24 protein-coding genes are annotated in these 22,214 nt (G+C 30.7%); 6 read left to right on the top strand and 18 right to left on the bottom strand.

Going from position 1 to position 22,214, the window contains the following annotated elements; genetic code table 11:
* The first annotated feature begins 123 nt into the window (after positions 1–123).
* The gene (locus RYO54_RS08000; protein ID WP_315117452.1) at positions 124–444 is read left to right on the top strand and encodes a PadR family transcriptional regulator; all 321 of its coding nucleotides are present in this window, start codon (positions 124–126) and stop codon (positions 442–444) included.
* 2 nt (positions 445–446) lie between these two features.
* The gene (locus RYO54_RS08005; RefSeq protein ID WP_315117341.1) at positions 447–1,103 is read left to right on the top strand and encodes a DUF1048 domain-containing protein; all 657 of its coding nucleotides are present in this window, start codon (positions 447–449) and stop codon (positions 1,101–1,103) included.
* Between the two features lie 97 nt (positions 1,104–1,200).
* On the opposite strand, the gene RYO54_RS08010 is transcribed toward RYO54_RS08005, so the two are convergent.
* From RYO54_RS08010 to RYO54_RS08030, 5 genes are all read right to left on the bottom strand, one after another.
* Positions 1,201–2,298, bottom strand: coding sequence for a hypothetical protein (locus RYO54_RS08010; protein ID WP_315117343.1), 1,098 nt, complete (start codon positions 2,296–2,298; stop codon positions 1,201–1,203).
* A gap of 4 nt (positions 2,299–2,302) precedes the next feature.
* Complete coding sequence (locus tag RYO54_RS08015; protein ID WP_315117345.1) at positions 2,303–4,090, bottom strand: HSP90 family protein; 1,788 nt, start codon at positions 4,088–4,090, stop codon at positions 2,303–2,305.
* Between the two features lie 172 nt (positions 4,091–4,262).
* The gene (locus tag RYO54_RS08020; RefSeq protein WP_315117453.1) at positions 4,263–5,408 is read right to left on the bottom strand and encodes a class I SAM-dependent RNA methyltransferase; all 1,146 of its coding nucleotides are present in this window, start codon (positions 5,406–5,408) and stop codon (positions 4,263–4,265) included.
* The gene (locus RYO54_RS08025) at positions 5,405–5,674 is read right to left on the bottom strand and encodes a hypothetical protein (protein WP_315117347.1); all 270 of its coding nucleotides are present in this window, start codon (positions 5,672–5,674) and stop codon (positions 5,405–5,407) included. The genes RYO54_RS08020 and RYO54_RS08025 overlap by 4 nt, the downstream gene beginning before the upstream one ends.
* 109 nt (positions 5,675–5,783) lie before the next feature.
* A complete protein-coding gene (locus tag RYO54_RS08030) occupies positions 5,784–6,443 on the bottom strand; it encodes a hypothetical protein (protein WP_315117348.1) in 660 nt (219 codons plus the stop codon).
* Positions 6,444–6,688: 245 nt separating this feature from the next.
* Between RYO54_RS08030 and RYO54_RS08035 the strand changes: the two genes are divergently transcribed.
* Positions 6,689–6,832, top strand: coding sequence for a hypothetical protein (locus tag RYO54_RS08035; RefSeq protein WP_315117349.1), 144 nt, complete (start codon positions 6,689–6,691; stop codon positions 6,830–6,832).
* Positions 6,833–6,884: 52 nt separating this feature from the next.
* Here RYO54_RS08035 and RYO54_RS08040 read toward each other — a convergent pair whose 3' ends face one another.
* From RYO54_RS08040 to nuoE, 4 genes are read right to left on the bottom strand one after another with little or no spacing between them, the layout of a single operon-like run.
* Positions 6,885–8,621, bottom strand: a complete 1,737-nt coding sequence (locus RYO54_RS08040; RefSeq protein ID WP_315117350.1) for an NADH-dependent [FeFe] hydrogenase, group A6 — start codon at positions 8,619–8,621, stop codon at positions 6,885–6,887.
* A gap of 24 nt (positions 8,622–8,645) precedes the next feature.
* A complete protein-coding gene (gene nuoF, locus RYO54_RS08045; protein ID WP_315117352.1) occupies positions 8,646–10,439 on the bottom strand; it encodes an NADH-quinone oxidoreductase subunit NuoF in 1,794 nt (597 codons plus the stop codon).
* Positions 10,440–10,456: 17 nt separating this feature from the next.
* Complete coding sequence (locus RYO54_RS08050; RefSeq protein WP_315117354.1) at positions 10,457–10,858, bottom strand: (2Fe-2S) ferredoxin domain-containing protein; 402 nt, start codon at positions 10,856–10,858, stop codon at positions 10,457–10,459.
* Between the two features lies 1 nt (position 10,859).
* Positions 10,860–11,372, bottom strand: a complete 513-nt coding sequence (nuoE, locus tag RYO54_RS08055; protein ID WP_315117356.1) for an NADH-quinone oxidoreductase subunit NuoE — start codon at positions 11,370–11,372, stop codon at positions 10,860–10,862.
* Positions 11,373–11,856: 484 nt separating this feature from the next.
* Here nuoE and RYO54_RS08060 point away from each other — a divergent pair, with 484 nt between their 5' ends.
* The 3 genes from RYO54_RS08060 (at position 11,857) to RYO54_RS08070 (ending at position 13,541) form a co-directional block, all read left to right on the top strand.
* Positions 11,857–12,324, top strand: coding sequence for a superoxide dismutase family protein (locus RYO54_RS08060; RefSeq protein ID WP_315117357.1), 468 nt, complete (start codon positions 11,857–11,859; stop codon positions 12,322–12,324).
* Between the two features lie 333 nt (positions 12,325–12,657).
* The gene (locus RYO54_RS08065; protein ID WP_315117455.1) at positions 12,658–12,861 is read left to right on the top strand and encodes a cold-shock protein; all 204 of its coding nucleotides are present in this window, start codon (positions 12,658–12,660) and stop codon (positions 12,859–12,861) included.
* A gap of 152 nt (positions 12,862–13,013) precedes the next feature.
* Complete coding sequence (locus tag RYO54_RS08070) at positions 13,014–13,541, top strand: hypothetical protein (protein ID WP_315117359.1); 528 nt, start codon at positions 13,014–13,016, stop codon at positions 13,539–13,541.
* Between the two features lie 149 nt (positions 13,542–13,690).
* Here the strand turns inward: RYO54_RS08070 and hydG are convergent, their stop codons facing one another.
* From hydG to RYO54_RS08115, 9 genes are all read right to left on the bottom strand, one after another.
* Entirely contained in the window at positions 13,691–15,067 is a 1,377-nt protein-coding gene (hydG, locus tag RYO54_RS08075) for a [FeFe] hydrogenase H-cluster radical SAM maturase HydG (RefSeq protein WP_315117361.1), read from the bottom strand.
* A 1-nt stretch (position 15,068) separates the two neighbouring features.
* Positions 15,069–16,118, bottom strand: a complete 1,050-nt coding sequence (gene hydE, locus RYO54_RS08080) for a [FeFe] hydrogenase H-cluster radical SAM maturase HydE (protein ID WP_315117363.1) — start codon at positions 16,116–16,118, stop codon at positions 15,069–15,071.
* Positions 16,118–17,356 carry a [FeFe] hydrogenase H-cluster maturation GTPase HydF gene (hydF, locus tag RYO54_RS08085; RefSeq protein ID WP_315117457.1) on the bottom strand — a complete coding sequence of 413 codons (1,239 nt, stop codon included), beginning with the start codon at positions 17,354–17,356 and terminating at the stop codon, positions 16,118–16,120. The genes hydE and hydF overlap by 1 nt, the downstream gene beginning before the upstream one ends.
* 341 nt (positions 17,357–17,697) lie before the next feature.
* Complete coding sequence (locus tag RYO54_RS08090) at positions 17,698–18,228, bottom strand: DsrE/DsrF/DrsH-like family protein (protein WP_315117366.1); 531 nt, start codon at positions 18,226–18,228, stop codon at positions 17,698–17,700.
* A gap of 142 nt (positions 18,229–18,370) precedes the next feature.
* Positions 18,371–18,880, bottom strand: a complete 510-nt coding sequence (locus tag RYO54_RS08095; protein WP_315117368.1) for a GNAT family protein — start codon at positions 18,878–18,880, stop codon at positions 18,371–18,373.
* Between the two features lie 266 nt (positions 18,881–19,146).
* Positions 19,147–20,841: a diguanylate cyclase gene (locus RYO54_RS08100; protein WP_315117369.1), complete on the bottom strand. Its 1,695-nt coding sequence runs from the start codon at positions 20,839–20,841 to the stop codon at positions 19,147–19,149.
* Between the two features lie 61 nt (positions 20,842–20,902).
* Positions 20,903–21,037: a cyclic lactone autoinducer peptide gene (locus RYO54_RS08105; protein ID WP_315117371.1), complete on the bottom strand. Its 135-nt coding sequence runs from the start codon at positions 21,035–21,037 to the stop codon at positions 20,903–20,905.
* Positions 21,038–21,061: 24 nt separating this feature from the next.
* The gene (locus RYO54_RS08110; RefSeq protein ID WP_315117373.1) at positions 21,062–21,718 is read right to left on the bottom strand and encodes an accessory gene regulator B family protein; all 657 of its coding nucleotides are present in this window, start codon (positions 21,716–21,718) and stop codon (positions 21,062–21,064) included.
* Complete coding sequence (locus RYO54_RS08115; protein ID WP_315117375.1) at positions 21,711–22,178, bottom strand: hypothetical protein; 468 nt, start codon at positions 22,176–22,178, stop codon at positions 21,711–21,713. Before RYO54_RS08115 ends, RYO54_RS08110 begins: the two co-directional genes overlap by 8 nt.
* Positions 22,179–22,214 lie beyond the last annotated feature (36 nt).

Consider the following 22,214-nt stretch of genomic DNA (forward strand, 5'->3'; position numbering starts at 1 on the left):
AAATTATAAATTTCAAAATGTATGGGTACATTATAAGATCACTTACTACACTACTTGACATTACATAGTAGTCATAGTATTATTTCTATATAGGCTACTATGCGATACAAAGTAGGTGATGTAATGGCTCAAAATACTCAAATGTTAAAAGGTATACTGGAAGGATGTATATTAAAAATCATAAACGAAAACGAAACTTACGGTTATGAAATATGTGAGAAACTAATAAGATTTGGATTTAAGCAAGTGACAGAAGGAAGTGTCTATCCAATTCTTATACGGCTAGAAAAAAAAGAACTTATATACTCTGTTATGAAACCCTCTCCTTTAGGACCTATGCGAAAATATTATTATATTAGTGATGAGGGTAGTATTGAATTAAACAACTTTATTAGCACGTGGAATGAAATCAAAAAAAATGTAGAAAATGTATTGGGGGAGTGACTATGTTTTCAGAATTAAAACTTTTAAAAATAAGGGGTAGGGAAGAAAAGAAACTAAATAGAAAAAATCATAAGCTTTTCAAACAAATAGAAGAATATATAGTAAAAAGTACTTTAAGTTTTTTCGAAAAAGAAGAAGTTTTTCAGCAAATATTGGATATGATGCTTCAATCACAAATGGAAAATAAAGATATAAACTTATTTTTAGGAAAGGATCATAAAGAGTTTTGTGACTCCATAATAAATGAATACAATGAATCAAAAAGTTTTGTATTAAAATCTATAGGTTTTATTGAAGAACTTATTATTTACATAATCATGTGGCTTTGCTTAGATATGTTATTTTCCTTCAAACTACAATTTAAGTTGGGCTCTTTAATAACAGCCTCACTATTTTGTATTATAACTTTTATAAAAAAATCTAAAATAACAAATTCATCAGAGGATACTATGAAATCAGCTATTGAATCTTTTTCATATATATTACCAATAGCTATTTTGTCAAAGCTTGTAGTAACCGCTATAGCTCCCATTATAAGTATTGATATAAATATGATTATAAGTTTATATTCAGTAAGATATCTTGTAATAATTTCTATACTATTTCTGCTCTTTTCAGAATTGTATAAGATAAAGTCCAATAAAGTAAAAATTATTTAGTTATATATTAGTCATATAATTGTTAGTTTCTTATGGAGTTTGTATTTTACATAAGCAAACCCCATAAGAAAACTCCCTAGAAATTATGTAAATAACTTTAGCAGTTACAAACTTTTAAATATTTTTTTACGTGATCTGATATCACGCTATTTCCATTTCTTTTATCAAATCCATCCATAAATTTTTTAACTTCTTCTTCAAAAAACTCTTTTAATTTAACGACATCATATTCATCTTGTGAATATAGAGGTGATTTTTTAGGAATTTTTAATTTAATTCTTTGTAAATCTTTTTTCTGTAAGTTGAAAAATAATGCAAAGGAGGCGGCATTGAACCACATCTTATCCTCATCAGCTTCATATTTAAATAAATTAGGATAATTTTTTTGAAAAACTTCAATTCCCTTTTCTACATTAGTAATTGATAAATACATCATGTGTTCTGCTATGTATATAATAGAACTTTCATCTCCATTGATTAATCTAAGTCCTTTTTTATGAAATTCTTCTGCTAATTCATATTCTCCTAAAGAATAAACTGGAATCAATAAGTCAGCAAAAGTAATATCAGGGACTTCTGCACATTTAAATCTTCCATTTATAATATCTTCAGATTCTTGTAGAGCTCTTTTGTAATCTCCTATAGAAATATAATAACTTACTTTTTTATCTATATTGCAAGCTTTACAATCTTCATATCTATCGTCTACAGATGATGTAATCCACTTTTTATAATATTCTTCTATACTAGTACCATCATCAATCCCTGCACTACAAGCTTGTATTTTTAGAGAATAGTATGGACTAAGGCTTAGATTATTTTCCAAATATAACTTTTTCATTTTTTCAAAGGTCTCATTTATTTTTTCACTAGGAATAGTCATGTATGAAACAATATCATTTAATATATATTTATACTCCCAAAGAACCTGATACACTACTTCATCATTTGTATATCCCTTTTCCATTTGAGCTACGCACCAAAAGAAAGTTATTATTCCCTTTTTTCCTTGTCCAGAAAATATATATGCTTTTGTTAAATCAAATTTGCAATACATTTCCCTTAATATATCATTATTCTCTTTTGCTATACTTGTTGCTTTTTCTAATAATGGTATACACAATGAATATTTCCCTGCATCATCGTATTCATAAGCCTTGAATACTAATTCTTTTATTTCATCTTCATAGTTCATTATGCTATTTCTCCTCTAACACTAAATTTATTAATTTATTAACCCCATTTGCAAAAAGTTCGTTATCCATATTTTTAATAGGATAATTTCCAAGCATTAAACTTTGAACATAAAGGATTTCTATAACAGCCTTTTTTACTTCATTATCTTTGCATTCTATAAGTCTTCGTACTAGAAAATTATTATAATTAAAGCATAAGCTAGCAAAGCCTTCTTGAATTTCTTCTTCAAATATACTTGCTATTTCTCCAAATAGATTAATACTGCTACTGAATGATTCTTCTTTAGTTTCCTCAATTTCCTTTAAAAATTTTGCTTCTTCGCTAATGTTATATATGACTGGGATTTCTTCGGGTTCAAATTTTTTAATGCTGCAACTACATTTTTCTTTTCTTAAAACTCCATCTGCAAAGTCAATAAGATCAAATGTCTCATTCATTTCATTAATATTTAATCCTTCGAATTCTTCTGTAATATCTTCTGGCTTTACCCTCTCTACAACTCCTAGCTTAATGCATTCATTAAATTTTTCTACTAAATCTGCATCATTTACATATCCTCCGTTGATAATACAAATATTTTGAGCTTTAGCAGTTTTCTCTATTTGTTTAAATTCATCTACTGTTAATGTGTATTTTATATATTTAAATTCTTCATAAATACTCCAAAGAGTCTTTTTTCCTAAAGAGGTTTGGAATGGGAGATAATTAATTAAAATTGAATATAGTTCATCCTCTTCAATTGCCATCAATTTTAGAGAATCATAATGTACATTGATAATATCAACTAATTTTTTTCGATCTGTTGCTGCTAATTTATAAAAATAATTTTTAATGCAGTCTGAAATTTCCTCTCTCATTTTTTCCAAAGCCTTATCTTCAAAGAAATCTTCTCTAGATGCCGTAAGTCTTATACCTTCAGCATTAAGCAGTGGTTTTATAAAAAATGCCCAAGAAGGCATTAGTTTCTCACAGTTATCAGATACAAACATGTCCTTTACATAAACTTTCCCTTTAATTTTTGAACTGATACTAATGCTTCTAGATAAAATATAAGCTACCCCATTTAAATTTCCTGTGGAAGACTTTATAGGTATACAATCTATAAAATTTTCCTTAAATTCTTCTTTTCCTACTAAAAACCAGTATTCTTTGCTTAATATATCTTTTTTCCAGGGAGCAAAATATTTATTAATTTTTTTATTTCTTCCTTCACTATTTAATAGAATTTTATAAGGTAAAAATTTACCATAATATTTTAAAGTATCATATACGTAACCATAATCAAAAAATTCTTCGCAATCTTCTTTTGCCTTTAGATATACTCGTGTTCCGGACTCTAAAGATGCATCTATTTTCTTTATGGTATATGTACCATCATTTTTTCCTTTCCATTCATAAGTTTCATCATTATATATGGATTTCGTTATTAGTGTTATTTCATCACAAACAATAAAGCAGGAAAGCAACCCTATTCCAAATCTTCCTATAAAATCATTGCTGCTTAACCCTAAATTTTTGCGTTTTGATGATTGTCCAATAACGGATAAGAATGTATGAATATCTTCTAATGTTAATCCTATACCATTATCTTCAATGATTAACGTATTACTATATAATTCAAAATTGACAACACCTTCTAATGCATCATTTACTTTTTTATGTGCTGTAATAGCATCGATTGCATTTTGTAATACTTCTCTTATATATACTCCCGGATTACTATATAAATTTTCTGAAAGCAAAGAAATTATTCCATCTAAATTAACTTGAAAATTATAATTTTTTTCCATATAAACCTCCTGAATAAATAAAAATTTTAGCTATATATCTTCTTAATCATATCAAGTTCTCCATACAGTTATCGATATGAAACATTCAATCTTCATAATCCGTACATACAATTTATATAATAAAAAAATGAGCATCTCTATTTGTAAGAAATACTCATTTTAAAGATTCTTATTATTCTTTAATACTCCATTTTTTTTCTGGTTCTAATCCAAAATACTGATAATAATAACATTTTAATCTTCCATTATATAATTTTCTATTCTTATCTGATTTTTTACCAAATAGCTTTTCGAATTCATTATGAGAAGTAATCACAAAATACGACCAGTCTTGTAATTTTTCAAAAACCTCTCCCATGGCTTTATATAAGCATTCAACTTCTTTTAACTCCCCAATTCTTTCCCCATAAGGAGGGTTAGTTATAATAAATCCATACTTTTTCTTAGAAGAAAAATCCCTCATATCCATCTTTTGAAAAGCGATACAATCTCCCACTCCAGCTTTTTTAGCATTTTCCATGGCAGTTTTTAATACTCTTCCATTAAAATCTGAAGCCATTATTTTGAACTCCTTATCATTTATAGAATTTCTTGCATGCTTTCTTATGTCTTCCCATAAGTCTTGAGATATTATTTCCCATTGCTCCGATACAAAGCTCCTATTAAGCCCTGGTGCTATGTTCTTACCGATCATCGCGGCCTCTATGGCAATAGTTCCTGAACCACAAAATGGGTCAGCAAGCATTCTTGACGGTTCCCATTTGCTTAAAAGTACAAGAGCTGCTGCTAGGGTTTCCTTCATAGGAGCTTCTCCAGCCAACTCTCTATATCCTCTTTTATGTAACCCTGGTCCTGTAGTGTCTAAAGTCAATGTTACTATATCTTTTAATATTGCTACTTCTATTTTGTATGTAGCTCCATCTTCAGGAAATAAATCTCTTCTATATTTTCTCTTCATAGCCTCAACTACAGCTTTTTTAACTATAGATTGGCAATCAGGTACACTATAAAGTTTAGATTTAACTGCCTTTCCTACTACATGCATAAAGCCTGTTATAGGTATGATGTCTCCCCAATTAACAGCTAGAGTTCCTTGAAATAGCTCTTCAAAGCTTTCAGCCTTAAATTCTGCCATTTTTATTAGCACCCTGTCCGCTGTTCTTAACCACATATTGCAGGTGACTATGTCCATTTCGTCTCCTTCAAAGGTTACCTTTCCATTTTCAATGGTTAAATCATCATAGCCTAATTCTTTCAACTCATCTGCTACTACCTTTTCAAGTCCAAAAGTTGATGTTGCAATTAATGTATACATTATTTTTTCTCTCCTAACTCTTCAATTACAAATTGGTCAAAATCTATCTCTTCTATAAAGTTGTTTTCGTCAAAGCTTGTTTTTAGCCTTCTATTGTATTCATTTAAATTCGATGGCAACCAATAAGGCTTTGAAATATCAAATTTGTAACATAACTCTATAATACATGCTTTTAAATTTTCTTGATAGCTTTCATAAGTATCACATTGAGCTACTTCATCTCTCACTATCTTATTATCTTTCATTATCTTTCCCCATATCTTAAGCATGAAAACCTCCTAATTTAAATACGACATTATAATATTATAATTTTATCATAAAATAGTAAAATTGCGAGGCAATTTTCAACTAAAAAATTTGCGTCGCAATTTTATTCATTTAAAATTCTATTCCTGAATTTTTACTAACATCATCTGCAATTATGGCTACTCCTGTTAACTTAGTATTAGGCACTACTTTTGGCTGCATGTATGGATCTTCTGGATATTTAGCTCCATCAAATTTCATGTAAGCATAAGATTCTTTAGCTCCTCCGCCTGACACATGTATTATAATATCACGATATCCATTAGTCCAATTATTAGTGATTATTATAGGATTGTTTACTAGGGTAAATTTTGAAAGTAATTTGTACTCTCCATTTACGCAGGAGAAAATTGCTGCACAACATCCATCTTCTCCTGAAAACTTTGGTCCTACAAGATATACAAAAGTTTCAGGTTCCATATCATTATTAAGTTGTACTCTATTGAAATAGTACTTGACCTGATCCTTTCCCTTTTCTAAGTTATAGGCTTTTGCTATAGCTTCCTCAAGTCTCGGATCTCTGTTCTTTTCAGAAATAAAATATTGAATCCCTGATAAATCTATGTTATCTATACTTTTAAGTTTAATTATATTTTTATCATCATATGCCCCTGAATATAATATACTATCTGATTTTACATCTTTAGAACCTAATATCATCCTATTAGAGTAATTAAAACCTATCAAAAAAATTATACAAGTTATTATAAGTGATCTTCCCCACTTTTTCATAAACAGTACCCTCCAACATAATGTAATTTTGTCTTTATTATGTGAATGTTTTAGGAACTGTATTCTTATCATGAAAAAGAAAATTAAAAATTTAGAGTTGAGAATTATCAATTCTTAATTAAAAAATCTGTGAATAATTAAATAGACTACGTTTAATAATAATATCATTAATATGATTAAACTGACCTAAATCATTAAATAATTACTCTTATTTAAACTAATTAATGAAAGGGTGGAAATTTACCATGTCAAAAAAGAAGACTATAAAAACTATAAATCAAGCTGCTGAAGCTGCTACTAATGATAGTAGATACTCTAATCATGGTTATATGAATAGAGGAAATTCTAGCAAAGAAGCTGCAGATCAAGGGACTAGAAATAAAAATTAAAATAAATGTTGTACAAGATTCTTGTACAACATTTATAATCATTTACTATCTTTTAATATTTTCTTCTCTTTTCATAGTGGGTATGAAGCAAGGTATGACTTATTCCACTATTAGGCTTTCCTAAGAATTCCTCATAAGCTTTGATTATATATGGATTCTTATGAGATTTCCTTATAGGCTTTTCTTTATCTTCTTCATAAATAGCTTTTGCTCTTTCTAATTTTATGTTTAAATGTTCTAATACATCGGCATTTACAATAGGCTGTCCTCCCCCAGTTACACATCCTCCTGGGCATGCCATTACCTCAATAAAATGAATTTCTTTTTCTCCACTTTTCACCATATCTATAAGTTTTCTAGCATTCCCAAGTCCGTGAGCTACTGCTGTGGTAATAGTATTGCCATTTGGAAGCTCAACGTCTGCTATTTTTACACCTTCTATACCTCTAATGGCTTTAAAATCTATATCCTTAAGCTCTTCTTCTCCAACTATTTCAAATACTGTCCTTAGGGCCGCCTCTGCCACCCCGCCTGTAGCACCAAATATTACTCCAGCACCAGTAGATTCTCCCATTGGATTGTCAAATTCTTCATCAGGTAAATCTTCAAAGTACATACCACTTTCTTTAATCATTTGAGCTAACTCTCTTGTGGTTAAAACATAATCCACATCCTGAAGATTACTATTACCCAACTCTTCTCTTTCACTTTCAAACTTTTTAGCTGAACAAGGCATTATAGATACAACTACTATTTTCTTTGGATCTATACCCATTTTCTTAGCAAAATAACTCTTGATAAGTGCCCCTTCCATTTCGTGTGGAGATTTACAAGTAGATAAATTATTAATCATTTCTGGATAAAAATGTTCAACAAATTTAACCCATCCTGGACAACATGAAGTCATCAATGGAAGACCATGTCCCTTTTCTAACCTTCCTAATAATTCAGTACCTTCTTCCATAATGGTTAGATCCGCTGCAAAATCTGTATCAAAAACTTTATGGAAACCAAGCCTTCTAAGAGCTGATACCATTTTCCCCGTAACTCTAGAGCCAACTTTCATGCCAAATTCTTCTCCTAAGGCTACTCTTACTGATGGAGCCGTTTGAACAACTACATACTTATCCTTACTTTCCAAATCCTTCCAAACTTTATCAATATCACTTTTTTCACTCAAAGCTCCCACCGGACATGCCATTATACATTGTCCACAATTTACGCATACTGTTTCTCCTAAAGGCTTTTCATATGGTGTTTCAACTTTTGTATTAAATCCTCTATTAGCAAACCCTATGGCACTAACTGTCTGCACGTTAGAGCAGGTACTTATACATCTACCACATAGTATACATTTTTCTCTATCTCTTATTACTGAAGGAGATGATGTATCCAATGGTTCACTTATTTTTTCTCCAATATATTTTATGTCTCTAACATTTAAGTCCCTAGCAGCCATTTGCAATTCACAATTTTCACTTCTATTACAAGTTGTACATTCTCTCTTATGATTAGATAATAAAAGCTCTACCACAATTCTTCTAGCCTCTCTTACTGCTGAAGTATTAACCCTAACTGCCATGCCATCCTCAGCTTGAAGAGAACAGGATGCTATAAATTTATTTCCTACTTCCACAACACAAATTCTGCAGGAAGAACATTGATTAACATCTTTTAGGTAACATAATGTAGGTATTTTAATACCTATACTTCTAGCTGCTTCTAGCACTGTTGTTCCCTTTTTCACTTGAACTTCCTTGTCGTCTATTTTAAGTTTTACAAAATCCACAATCTTCACTCCTCTCACTGAAAATTATCTTCTCTCGATTGCCTTAAATGGACACTTAGTTATACACGCTCCACACTTAATACATTTTTCCATATCTATAGTGTATGTATGTCTAATCTCTCCGCTTATAGCATTAACAGGACACTGCCTTGCACAAATACTACATCCCTTACACTCACTACCATTTATCACGTATTGCACTAACTCTTGACAAACTCCTGAAGGACACTTCTTATCTACTATATGTGCAATATATTCATCCTTAAAATACTTTAACGTTGATAATACAGGATTAGGGGCAGTTTGACCAAGCCCACATAGAGATATTGACTTAATTTGCTTTGCTAGATGTTCTAACTTATCTAAATCTTCCATGGTACCTTCACCTTTGGTTATCTTCTCTAAAATTTCAAGCATTCTTTTCGTTCCAACTCTACAAGGTGTACACTTACCACAGGATTCATCTTTTATAAAATCAAGATAAAACTTTGCTACATCTACCATGCAATTGTCTTCATCTAATACAATCATTCCTCCTGATCCCATCATGGATCCTAATGCACTTAGTGTATCATAATCAATTGGAGTATCAAGATTTTCCGCGGTAATACATCCCCCTGAAGGTCCTCCCGTTTGAACAGCCTTAAATTTCTTTTCGTTTGGTATTCCTCCACCAATATCATAAATAACTTCTCTTAAAGTAATTCCCATAGGCACTTCTATTAAACCTGTATTTGTAATTTTACCTCCTAGGGCGAAAACTTTTGTTCCTTTACTTTTCTCAGTACCAATATTTGAAAACCATTCTGCCCCATTTAATATTATTTGAGGTATATTAGCATAGGTCTCAACATTATTTATTACTGTAGGCCTTCTCCACAAACCACTTTGTGCTGGGAATGGTGGCTTAGGATTAGGCATCCCTCTTTTACCTTCAATTGAATTTATTAATGCTGTTTCTTCACCACATACGAAGGCTCCAGCACCTAGTCTTATACTTATTTTAAAATCAAAGCCTGTACCTAATATATTTTCACCTAAAAGTCCATACTCCTCTGCTTGCTTTATAGCTAATTTTAATCTTTCAACCGCCAATGGATATTCTGCCCTAATATATATATATCCTTCATTAGCCCCTATAGCATATCCACCAATAGCCATAGCTTCTAATACAGCATGAGGATCTCCTTCCAGTATGGAACGATCCATAAAAGCTCCTGGATCTCCCTCATCTGCATTACATATCATGTATTTTTGATCATTCACTTGCTTAGCTGTAAGCTCCCATTTTACTCCTGTTGGGAAGCCACCGCCACCTCTTCCTCTTAATCCTGATTTTTTTAATATATCTGTAACTTCTTCTGAAGTCATATTCGTTAAAACTTTCTCTAGTGCTTTATATCCGTCAAAAGCAAGATATTCATCTATATTCTCAGGATCAATTACCCCACAATTTTTAAGGGCTATTCTCGTCTGCTTATTGAAAAATTCTACATCTTCCAAAGACCTTACACTATAGTTATAAAAAGACTTGTAATATGCTAATCTATTTACTTTCCTGCCACTTACTAAGTGTTGTTCTACTATTTCAGGTATATCCTTTATACTTATTTTGCTATAAAAAGTTCCTTCTGGAAACACAATGAGCATAGGTCCTAAGTGACAAAGGCCTAGGCAGCCTATTCTTATTAATTCTATTTCATTTTCCATCCTATGTTTCTTAAGCTCAATTTTTAATGCATTAGTAATATCCATAGAACCTTCGCTACTACATCCCACTCCACCGCAAATTAAAACTTGAGCACGAAATAAATTCATATATATCCCCCCTCTAACTAGTCGCTTAGCACTACGTAATCATTCATAATTTTATCTTCAATAACATGCATAGTATAATCTTCAATAATTTTCCCATTTCTAATATGTTCTCTTATAACTCTTCTAGCCTTCATTGCACTCATTTTTACATAGGTAACCTTATCATGTCCCGGCATTATAACCTCTACTATAGGCTCTAATCTACACATTCCAATACATCCTGCTTTTACTAAATCTACATCTTCAATACCAAGTTCTCTTATCTCATCTTCTATAGCTTCCATTACATATTTTGACCCTGCGGCTATACCACATGTTGCCATTCCTACTACTATTCTAGGTTTTTTTCTATCTCTACCTTGATTAACCTTATCAAAAGTATTTTTTCTTATTTCGTTTAATTCCTCTATAGTCTTCATATTAACCCTCCTCTTCTATATACTCCTCAAGAATTCTTCCTATATCATCTAGGGTTACTTTTGAGTAAACCTTATCATCTATAGTAATAACAGGCGCAAGCCCACAAGCCCCTACACATCTTGTTGCCTCTAGTGTAAACTTTCTATCTTCTGTTGTATTTCCTGCTTTAATATTTAACTCTTGAGATAATCTATTAAGAATTGCCTGTCCTCCTTTAACATAGCAGGCAGTGCCCATGCATACTCTTATAACATGCTTTCCCTTTGGTTCAAGAGAAAAGAAGTGGTAAAATGAAGCTACACCATATATCTCAGCCATAGGTATATCTAGGCTTTCTGAAGCATATTGTAAAATTTCCTCTGGAAGATATCCATATATACCTTGAATACCATGTAGTAACGGAATTAATCTACCTCTTACATCTCTTAATTCTTCAATTATTTTTTTGACTTCTTCAATTCTTTCATCTTTTCTAATATCTCCACAACAACAATGTTTTTCATTTACTGACAATTTAAATCCCCCCTTGCACTTATCTACTTTTCTAAAATAATAAAGAATATTCTGATATTTGAATTTTAAAATTATTTGCTCATATATATTTATTCTATATATTTTAGAATATTCCTCTCTTTTTTTCTTTTTTCACATGGTTTTTTTAATTAAATTATAAATTAATTAAAATTTTAACAATTCAAAAGGATTTTTTTGATAAACTTTTATCAAATTTTCTAATAATTGAATGACACTTCCTTTAATCTTTTATAAATTTCTACTAATTTATTGATATAATTAGTTATTTTATCTACTATTTTTTATATACTACTCTAAATAAATTTGTTAAAAAATAAATAGGCCCCTATTAAAAATAAACCTATTTATTAAAGACATTTTATAGGAACCAAAACAATTCACCTTTCTCCTTAATCCATCATATTATAACTATGAATAATCTTTATAAAAGAGGTATAAAATGTATAACCCTTATTTTAGAAATATGAACTCAACTGCTTATGCTAATGTAAAAGGTGGACCACTTGCTCCTAATATAAACGGAGTAGTATATTTTACGGATGTGCCAGGTGGAACACGAGTATGCGCTATGATTAATGGACTTCCAAGGTATAAACCAGCTACAGCAACAACTCAACCTATTGGTCCTCATGGTTTCCATATACATCAATCCGGCAATTGTGAAGTAGGAGATCCAGCAAATCCTTTCCAATCTGCTGGAGAACATTGGAATCCTGATAATCAACCTCATGGTAATCATGCTGGAGATTTTCCAGTATTATTTTCAAATGGCGGTCGCGCTATGATGTGCTTCTTTACAAACAGATTTAAAGTAGCGGATGTAATTGGTAAGTCAGTAATGATACATGAAAATCCTGATGATTATAGAACACAAAAACCTGCTGGTAATGCTGGTAAACGTTTGGCTTGTGGGGTTATTAGACGAATGTAACTTCATTTTCTAAATAAACAATATATAAATATATGTTGTTATTTAATATTAGTACTTCCATATACAAAAATAACATCCTCTACTTTTAAACAGAGGATGTTATTTTAAGTTTAGTTATATCCTTATCTAAGGCATCAAATCTAATGTAGCTATTTTCAATTAATGTATGACCTGAATTAGTTTTAAGTTTATTGCCTTTTAAAATTTATATTGCATGGGTTTTATAATGTATGATAGAATAAAAGTTTTTTGTTAATTTTTAATTATTGTGGTATACTAATAGTATAAAGAAAAAAGCACTAATACTAAGTGTTTACTATAGGAGGTCAGTTAATGAAAACTGGAAAAGTAAAATGGTTTAATTCTGAAAAAGGTTTTGGATTCATCGAAGTTGAAGGAGAAGAAGACATTTTTGTTCACTTCACAGCAATACAAGGAAACGAGGCAAGAAAAAGTCTTGACGAAGGCCAAGAAGTTCAATTCGATGTAGAACAAGGCTCTAAAGGACTTCAAGCAGCTAATGTTATAAAATTATAAATTTTTTATGATGATGCACTAAAAATTTGATATATAGACATCATGTGAAATACCACCTTTGTAAAGGTGGTATTTATATTATGTCAATTGAGTAAGTGCTCTCATATTAGTACGTAAAATCTTTCAAAAAACTAAAAAGGAGAATAATTAAAGTGAAAAAAAATTATAGAATGCAAAAAACAATATCAATGAAACGTTTCATTTTAGAACTAGGAGAAAATTTCTCCGACGATATAAAAAATAGATTATTAGATTTAGAAGTGAGAACGGTTTTAACAAGAGAGGAAGAGTATAACATACTTGATATAAAACATGTAGAACATACTAAGTATGATTGTCCTTCTAATTTAGGGAATGGCTCATCTAAACACCAAAAAGAATACAACTATGGCCAATTTGTAATAGTCGAGGGAGTACTATATTTTTCAGAAAAGTGTGTAGAAAATGATGAAGTAATGCAATCTCCAATCGTAAATACTATTTATGACTCTCTAAACACTGATAGTATAATCACCGATTCTGGTATTAGTGCAAAAAAAGTAGATGACGGCAATATAGACTATGTTATAGACAATATATTAAAAGCATGTCCTGAAGTATCTAAAGAATATATGGAAATAATGAAGGACATGCTATCACGAGAAAAAATCAAATCACCCCATAGACAAATTTATCGCTAATATACTATTTTCTTTTCATATAAATTCATGTTTCATAAAACCTTAAAATTTTACTACTTCTTTTACAATTGCATATTTTTATCCCATGACGTAGCTAACCTTATCTCTCGTACTCTATAAGCGGGAGATAAGGTTAGCTACGCTCAAAATTATAAATATAGATCTCTTTTACCTTTTTTTAATCTTTCAATATTTTTTATTGCGATATCTTTTATATCTTGTCTTTCTATTTTTTCAATCTCTTGTAATATAATCCTTTCGCCGCTTTCATAAAGTTCTTTATCTCCATAATCTAATATAAACTCCATCAATGTCATTAAAGCATTTGGAGTACATACATTGTGAATTTGCCCAGACTTTGCAAGTTGCATAAATCTATCTCCAGTTCTTCCCTTTCTATAGCAAGCTGTACAGTAAGAAGGAATATATCCATCTCTTAAAAGTTCTTTTAATATTTCCAATGGACTTCTGTTGTCTTCAAGTTGAAACTGATTAACCTTTTTTCCCGCTTCTCCTTCTCTGTATCCCCCAACTCCCGTACAAGAGCCTGCACTTATCTGAGATACTCCATATCTTAGCGCTTCTTTTCTCATATTAGCGCTTTCACGGGTAGATAATATTATTCCTGTAAAAGGTACCGCAATTCTTATGATGGCTACTACCTTTTTAAACATTTCATCATCTATCATATGTGGGAACATATTCAAGTCCATACCCTCAGCTTTTTTCAATCTTGGAACAGATATTGTATGGAATCCTACACCAAATTTTTTCTCTAAATGCTCATTGTGTAGCATTAATGCTAAAACTTCAAATTTAGCATCATATAATCCAAATAACACTCCTCCTCCTACATCATCTACTCCACCTTCCATAGCTCTATCAAAAGCAGTTAAATGATATTCATAATTTCCTTTTAAAGATTCGGGGTGCATTTTTTCATAGGTTGGTTTATGATAGGTTTCCTGAAATAATATATAGGTTCCTATACCCTTTTCTTTTAGCTTTCTGTAGTTTTCTACAGTGGTAGCCGCAATATTTACATTTACTCTTCTAATTGCTCCATTTTCATTTTTTGTTGTATAAATTGCGTCTAAAGCATCTAATATATATTCTATAGGACAATTTACAGGATCTTCTCCTGCTTCAAGGGCAAGTCTTTTATGTCCCATTTTTTCTAGAATTCTTACTTCTTTTTGTATTTCTTCACGAGTAAGCTTTCTTCTTCCAAATTCATTGCATCTATTATATCCACAATAAGTACACTTGTTTACACAGTAATCCGATACATAAAGAGGAGCAAATACTACTACCCTATTGCCATAAATATCCTTCTTAATCTCCCCAGCAATTTGGAAAAGTTCCTTTAACTGTCCCCCATCCTCTATTTGTAGGAGTATAGCTATATCATTATGCTCTAATCCCTTTTTACATTTAGCTTTATCTAATACATTCTGTATGTCCTCTTTCGTCGCTTTCTTGCCTTCTTCTAATAAGTTTTCAATATATTCATGATCAATAAACATACTATAAACGCCTCCATTCAATATTATCACCTCTTGAGAAATCTATTTTAAAACCAGCACTTTCAATTCTGTTTTGTATGCAAACCCTACATTCGGCCGCTTCATCACCAGTACATATTTTATTATCATACAGTAAATACTTGTCTCTTACACTTGTAGGAGATAGATTTGGCATAACTACATTAGCGCCTGCCTTAAGTCCCCTCTCTCTTCCTAATGGATGGATTGTACCAAGAGCAGTAGTAGCAGGAATCAATGCTTTAGGAAGTAGTAATCTTGTTAGAGCTATCATAATTATTGTGGCTTCCAAACTTCCTTCTTCTTGGTCATTAAATTCAGTATCCTTTTGAGGTATGAAAGGTCCAATACCTACCATATGAGGATTTAATTCTTTTAAAAACAATAAATCTTCAGCTAGATTTTCTGAACTTTGATAGGGGGAGCCTACCATAAATCCAGCACCTACTTGAAAGCCTATTTCCTTTAAACTGTATAAACATTTTTTTCTATTAGAAAGACTTAATTCTTTGGGATGAAGCTTGCTATAGTGATCTTCATCTGCCGTCTCATGCCTAAGTAAATACCTATCTGCCCCAGCTTCATAGTACTTTTTATAGGATTCATAAGACTTTTCTCCTATGGATAGAGTTATAGCACAATCAGGGTATTTACTTTTAATAGCTTTTATCATTTGAACAATTTTATCATCAGTATAATAACCATCTTCTCCACCCTGTAATACATAAGTTTCATAGCCTAAGTTATAGCCTATTTCACAGCAGTCCATTATTTCTTGAAGAGAAAGTCTATATCTTTGTACATTACTATTGCTTTTTCTTATTCCGCAGTAGTAACAATCATTCTTACAGTAGTTTGTAAACTCTATAAGCCCCCTCATAAACACCTTATTTGAGTAATACTTATGTCCAGTTTCACTAGCTTTTTCTATTAGATATTCTTTAGATTCTTCATCTATATTTTCAATTATGTAAATTAGTTCTTCCTTGGTTAAATTATTATTTCTATATAATTTATCTATTAATTCTTTCATCACACTTCACCTTCTTCCCAAATTTTTAATACTTCTGGGAAAGGTTTAAGAGCTCTTGGAAGAATTCCTAGCACACAGGCAATCAATATTCCGTAGTTTACAATAGGTACATTGTAATTTTTCGCTCTCTCTATTCTACTAACCATGCCTGCCCTATTTATCATACATCCACCACAATGAACTATTAGAGCGTATTTTTTAATCTCGTTTGTAAAGGTAGCACCTGAAGTAAATCCAAATTCAATATTCTTTCCCGTCTTTTCTTTTATCCATCTTGGAATTTTTACTGTTCCTATATCATCTTCCTGTTTATGATGAGTACACCCTTCCGCTATTAAAACCTTATCTCCATCCTTAAGATTTTCAATGGCTTTTGCCCCCTTAACAAGTTCTAATAAATCTCCTTTGTATCTAGCGAAAAGTATTGAGAATGATGTCATTAAAATGTCTTCCGGAGTATCCTTAGCAACTTTATCAAAAGCTTGAGAGTCTGTTATAACAATTTTAGGTTTTTTAGCTAAACTATTTAGGGTTACCTTTAATTCACTCTCTTTAGTTACTATGGCTATAGCATTGCTTTCCAAAATATCTCTAATAGTCTGTTGTTGAGGGAGTATAAGTCTACCCTTTGGCGCAGCTTTATCTATTGGAGTAACTAATATTGCAACATCACCAGGATTTATAAGGTCTCCCACTATCTTTAAACTTTCTTCATCTTTAGGAGTAACCTTAATTATCTCATTTTTCAATTCCTCAATACCCACTTTTTTCAAAGCAGAAACCTTAACTACAGGGCACTTTAATTCCTCTTTTAACTTTTCTATTTCTATTTGAGACCAATCCTCGGTATCAATTTTGTTTAAAGCTATAATCAAGGGAATTTTCTTCTCTTTTATCCTTTGAGCAACCATTATATCTTCTTTAGTCAATCCAACTTTAGCATCAATAATAAGCAATGCCGCATCAGTCTTATCTAAAACCTCTAAAGTTTTCTTTATTCTAAGCTGACCTAAATCTCCCTCATCATCAATACCTGCTGTGTCAATAAGAACACAAGGACCTATAGGTAATATTTCCATAGATTTAAAGACCGGATCTGTGGTTGTCCCTTTAACCGGAGACACTATTGCTATTTCTTGATTAGTAATTGCATTTATAACACTAGATTTTCCTGCATTTCTTTTTCCAAATAGGGATATATGAACTCTTACTGAACGTGGAGTATCATTCAATTTTATTACCTCCTCTTAATACTTCATATAACATATAAAATTACTATTATTAAACTTTAAAAATAAAAAAACTTTTCTCTCAAGAGAAAAGTTAGATAGCAAAAACACAGGTATAGTACATACTTAATAGATATGTAATACCTCGATTTCTTATTATATCTAATTTCCCTTCAGATTAGATTTTTCCTCTCCGTTAGGTTATTATTTTTTAAGAACGTGTAAATCCGGATTTCTCCCAACTTACACGAAACTCTATATTAACTATATAATAAAATATTACTATATTTATACATGAAATTCAATTTTAATATGAATTATTTTCATCAGATTTAATACTCTTTTTTCTTTTATATAAATAATTGCATATCTGAATTTAATCCATACTTTATATATTCTTTTGCATCTACAATTTCTAATTCTGGTATTAACTCTTCCTTTTTAAATCCCATTACATCCACCGATAGCTTACATCCATAGAATTTAACGCCTTTTTTTCTTGCTCCATTTAAAAAGTCTATTAGTTCCGGTGCTTCATCATCTTTCATCATCTTTAGGAGCATTGCCTTTCCTAATCCACTAAAATTCATTTTAGATAGAGGCAATTCTTCAGGCCCCTTTGGTGTCATCATGGAAAGCATTTTCTCATATGAAGTTTTATCTTCCGTGGAAAGTTTATTAGGATCTCTTAATAAAAACAGACCCCAAAAGGCAAAGAACATTCTTACTTCAGCACCTACTTCCCTTGCGGAATTTGCCATTATTAGTGCAGCTAGTGCCTTATCATACTCTCCACTAAACAATGCGATACTAACTTTTTTATTTTCATAACTCTCAATCATGTAACAAACATCCTTTCTAAATTCTTTTAGAAGCTTCATGCAGTCAAGTGATTCTTAGTCTTTCTATTCAACCTTATTTTAGGTAAATAATAAATTTTTATTCAAAATATAAAATTATTTAAAAAATAAAAAAGGCTACATTAAGATTTATTCTTAATATAGCCTTGAGTTCAGCTCATAATTAAGCTGCTAATTTTAAAAATTGCTCTATAGAAATAGAATATTGTATTTCTTTTGGTAAATCCTTATCTTTTTTGAAACCTACTTTTTTAAAAACTCTTTTTGAACGCTCATTTTTAAAATTGATTTTTGCAATTACTTCTTCAGCCCTCCATGTAAAAAAGGCTTGTTTTAAACCTTCCAAAATTGCATTAGAGCCTAATCCCTTTCCCCACTTTTCTCTATCACCAATGACTACAACCATTTCTGCACCTTTACCTTTAGGAACAAGCCTTAAAAATCCAACAGGCTCTTCCTCAGTTGTTGTTAACATAAAAAAACTTCCATCTTGATTAAATAAATGGGTAAGAATAGGCATATTAATTCTATATATTATTTGCTTAATGCTTTTACTAACATTCTGTCTTTCATTTAAATACTGTGTCACTTCATCATCTTCCATCCAGTCAACAATCTTCCAAGCGTCAGACTTAAAAACCTCTTGACGCAATATTATACTACTATCCTCCATTAGTACTAATCCTCCATAAAATAATAAAAAGCCCCATTATTCACGCTTTTGGCGTCGAACAATAGGCTTTTTTAAACATATAGATATAATACCATCCACCCCCATTTAGGTCAAATGCTGTAAATGAGTTTACATGGCTTTACTAAAGTTTAGAGTAGGATATTGGTCAAAAGAGAACTATTCCTTGATAAATCTCCATATTTAGTACATGCTATACCTTATATTTAATATTGTTTATAGCATTTTTTAAATAATTTTTCTTTGTGCTAATAAAAATATTTTCTATCAAATTTATCTTTACTCTCCACAATGGTTTCTATAAATACTTCCGCAATCGCTGGGTCAAATTGAGTACCACTACATCTTCTTAATTCTTCAATAGCTTCCTCATAAGTCTTTCTTTTATTGTAAGGTCTATTAGAAGTCATGGCATCAAAACTATCCACTACTGTTAACACCCTTGCAAGAAAAGGTATGTCATTACCCTTTAAGTTATCAGGGTAACCTTTACCATCGTATCTTTCATGATGATGTAATATCAAATGAGAGATATTTCGCAGTGATTTTACAGGCTTTATTATTTCTACCCCATTTTGCGGATGTTGCTTTAATATTTCCCACTCCTCATCATTTAAAGGCATTTTTTTATTTAATATTTCTTTTGAAATATTAATTTTACCAATATCATGCATATAAGCTCCATATATGAGATCTTTTTTATCTCTTTCATCTAATTCAAGCTTATCTGCCACCAGTCTGCTGTAGGTTACCACCCTCTCAACATGACCATATGTATATTTATCCTTTGCATTAATAACACTTATTAAAGTTTTTATTGATGTGACCAAGTCTATATGTTTTTCATCAATATCATTTTTTAATTCATCTAAAATAGATGTATATGTCTCTACTCTGTTTTTATTAAAAAATTTAGCTCTATAAAGAGCGTCATCAGCGCTTTTAATAAGCTCTATATCATTTTTAGCTTTATAGGGGTAAACAGATATACCCATTGAAACAGTTAATTTACCATTAGGCTGATTTTCCTCTCCCTTAAAATAAGTGGATTCTATTTTGCTCCTTATATTTTCCGCTACATTAACGGCCTCTTCTTCTGTAGTATTGGGTAATATTACTGCAAATTCTTCTCCACCATATCTAGCTACTATGTCCTCTTTATCTACATTGTTTTTCAATATAGCTCCTATGGTTTTAAGTACCTCATCCCCCTGCTGATGTCCGTAAAGGTCATTATAATATTTAAAATAATCTATATCAATGAATATCATAGAAATTGGACTATTCTCCTCTTTACATGATATTATTTTCTCTCTTAATGCATCATGAAAAAATCTGTGGTTATATACACCTGTTAATCCGTCCTCATTAACCAAACTCTGAAGCTTTTTAATATAACTGCTTTCTATCCTTACATAAAACCCTAATGGCCATGCCGTAAGTATGAAAACCCCCACTAATATTAAATCATTCTCAAAATATTGATTAATAGGTGCCTTAGGTGCACATACAATATCTATAGTTAAAATAATAACTGAAGAAATAGTAGCTATTATCATCCCCTGCTTCATACCAGACTGTATTGTGGCAGTTATAATTATGAATAAAAACAAAAATTTGTATTCACTGGCGTAAGCCCCTGACCTAAGTATTATAATAGAAAATATTATAATAAAAATAGAGTTTTCGATTAACTGTATACGTTTAATATATTTTAAATTAAATTTCTTAATTGTTGAAAATGCCCATATGAAATATATTAAAGCTAAAACTAAAATAGCGCTAATAATCATATACATAGGGATCATATTCTGCACTATCTTACTGCTCTCATTAGAAAAACATTTAAATATTCCTATTCCTGCAAACAATAATGAAGATAGTTTTACTGCTGACACTATATCATTTATTTGGTTGCGTTTATTATCTTCTATGTTATTCATACTCCATTACCTCATAATCCAATTTACCAAATAATAAAGACCGGTTAAACCGATCTTTATTCTATTCTTCTCTTAGGCAGTTTGGTTCTTCAGGTTGATACATCATCCAATAACATGCTGATGAAGCCACTGTAGATGCTAGAATAGTTGTTAATGTTGCAATTAACATTAATACCTTTTTGTTTAATCTTTTCATAACCTATTCCTCCCTATAATATTTCTAATATTTAAATAGATACTTTAAAAAAGTATCTATTTTACCTAATATTAAATGCCCAATTTCTGTAAGAGTAAAAATCTGCCACACTACACCGCCGTATATACATAGTGTATATATAAGTAAATTTTGTTTCCCTGTTTCCTTATATAACATAAGAATAAATACTGTAATAACTAAATAAACACTTAAAATTATCATAGAACTTTTCTTTAGCCTAATTTTTTTTTCTTTTTTCCTTATAGGTTTTGTAGGGCTATCTACAGGAGCTAGTTTGTAAATCATATAGTACGACCACACAAAAATCATCATCTCCAATAACAAAACCATATTAAAATTTAATTTGTGAGCTAAGGCAAACTTGAACAATGCTGCTTGTCCAATACATACAATAGTTCCTATTAAAGCACATCTACTTGGAGACCCTGCATGAGCCCCTCCTGAGTATTTTCTAAGTATACTTGCCACAAACGATATTACTAAGGCCTCAATTCCAACATGGAACAGCCAGCCAAATATAATTACAAGAACTATTGAGAAAATCATTTGCAAAAAGGCAAAAGTTCCATAGGCTATTACCTCTCTTTTGTCCTTATCAAGATTTAATTCTGATGCTATTCTATCTGAAATATTATTAGATACATTCTCTATATTAAACATGGTTCAGCTCTTTCCTTTTCAATAATCTAATATAATATAGGACTATTATACCTGCACAAATTAACAATGATGGAATTCCATATAATATTTTTAACATAGCATCATCAAATACATAACTCATATCTGCTTTAAATATATACTGTATTATAAAAACATTAATTCCTTCACATATAAATTGAAGAATTATTGTAACTATAACTGTTTGTATAGATTTAACTATATCTATTTTATTTATACTTACACTCAAAAGAATAAGTACCATAATATTAAGTATAGTATGTACACCATAATGAATTGGAAGTAATCTAACCATAAAATTCATAATACTCATCAATATACTAGATATTAAATAATCTCGTTTATTGATAGCACTCTTTGAAAATACATAAATTGAAAAAATAGATAAAAATCCTTCCGGAATAGCTCTTCCAAAAAACTCAACCACTGACAATGTAAACATATTTTATTTCCCCTCTAACAAATGTATAAACATTCA

The organism is uncultured Clostridium sp., from assembly GCF_963515715.1.
Taxonomy (GTDB): Bacteria; Bacillota; Clostridia; order Clostridiales; family Clostridiaceae; genus Clostridium_AW.

Bases quoted from the DNA above. Each gene is read 5' to 3' on its own strand.
- RYO54_RS08005 (WP_315117341.1), top strand. From the start codon at position 447: ATGTTTTCAGAATTAAAACTTTTAAAAATAAGGGGTAGGGAAGAAAAG.
- RYO54_RS08010 (WP_315117343.1), bottom strand. From the start codon at position 2,298: ATGAACTATGAAGATGAAATAAAAGAATTAGTATTCAAGGCTTATGAA.
- hydG (WP_315117361.1), bottom strand. From the start codon at position 15,067: ATGTTTATTGATCATGAATATATTGAAAACTTATTAGAAGAAGGCAAG.
- RYO54_RS08095 (WP_315117368.1), bottom strand. From the start codon at position 18,880: ATGGAGGATAGTAGTATAATATTGCGTCAAGAGGTTTTTAAGTCTGAC.
- RYO54_RS08030 (WP_315117348.1), bottom strand. From the start codon at position 6,443: ATGAAAAAGTGGGGAAGATCACTTATAATAACTTGTATAATTTTTTTG.
- RYO54_RS08065 (WP_315117455.1), top strand. From the start codon at position 12,658: ATGAAAACTGGAAAAGTAAAATGGTTTAATTCTGAAAAAGGTTTTGGA.
- RYO54_RS08100 (WP_315117369.1), bottom strand. From the start codon at position 20,841: ATGAATAACATAGAAGATAATAAACGCAACCAAATAAATGATATAGTG.
- RYO54_RS08035 (WP_315117349.1), top strand. From the start codon at position 6,689: ATGTCAAAAAAGAAGACTATAAAAACTATAAATCAAGCTGCTGAAGCT.
- RYO54_RS08015 (WP_315117345.1), bottom strand. From the start codon at position 4,090: ATGGAAAAAAATTATAATTTTCAAGTTAATTTAGATGGAATAATTTCT.
- RYO54_RS08115 (WP_315117375.1), bottom strand. From the start codon at position 22,178: ATGTTTACATTGTCAGTGGTTGAGTTTTTTGGAAGAGCTATTCCGGAA.
- RYO54_RS08000 (WP_315117452.1), top strand. From the start codon at position 124: ATGGCTCAAAATACTCAAATGTTAAAAGGTATACTGGAAGGATGTATA.
- RYO54_RS08105 (WP_315117371.1), bottom strand. From the start codon at position 21,037: ATGAAAAGATTAAACAAAAAGGTATTAATGTTAATTGCAACATTAACA.
- RYO54_RS08060 (WP_315117357.1), top strand. From the start codon at position 11,857: ATGAACTCAACTGCTTATGCTAATGTAAAAGGTGGACCACTTGCTCCT.
- RYO54_RS08110 (WP_315117373.1), bottom strand. From the start codon at position 21,718: ATGTTTAATATAGAGAATGTATCTAATAATATTTCAGATAGAATAGCA.
- RYO54_RS08050 (WP_315117354.1), bottom strand. From the start codon at position 10,858: ATGAAGACTATAGAGGAATTAAACGAAATAAGAAAAAATACTTTTGAT.
- hydE (WP_315117363.1), bottom strand. From the start codon at position 16,118: ATGAAAGAATTAATAGATAAATTATATAGAAATAATAATTTAACCAAG.
- RYO54_RS08025 (WP_315117347.1), bottom strand. From the start codon at position 5,674: ATGCTTAAGATATGGGGAAAGATAATGAAAGATAATAAGATAGTGAGA.
- nuoF (WP_315117352.1), bottom strand. From the start codon at position 10,439: ATGAATTTATTTCGTGCTCAAGTTTTAATTTGCGGTGGAGTGGGATGT.
- RYO54_RS08090 (WP_315117366.1), bottom strand. From the start codon at position 18,228: ATGAAGCTTCTAAAAGAATTTAGAAAGGATGTTTGTTACATGATTGAG.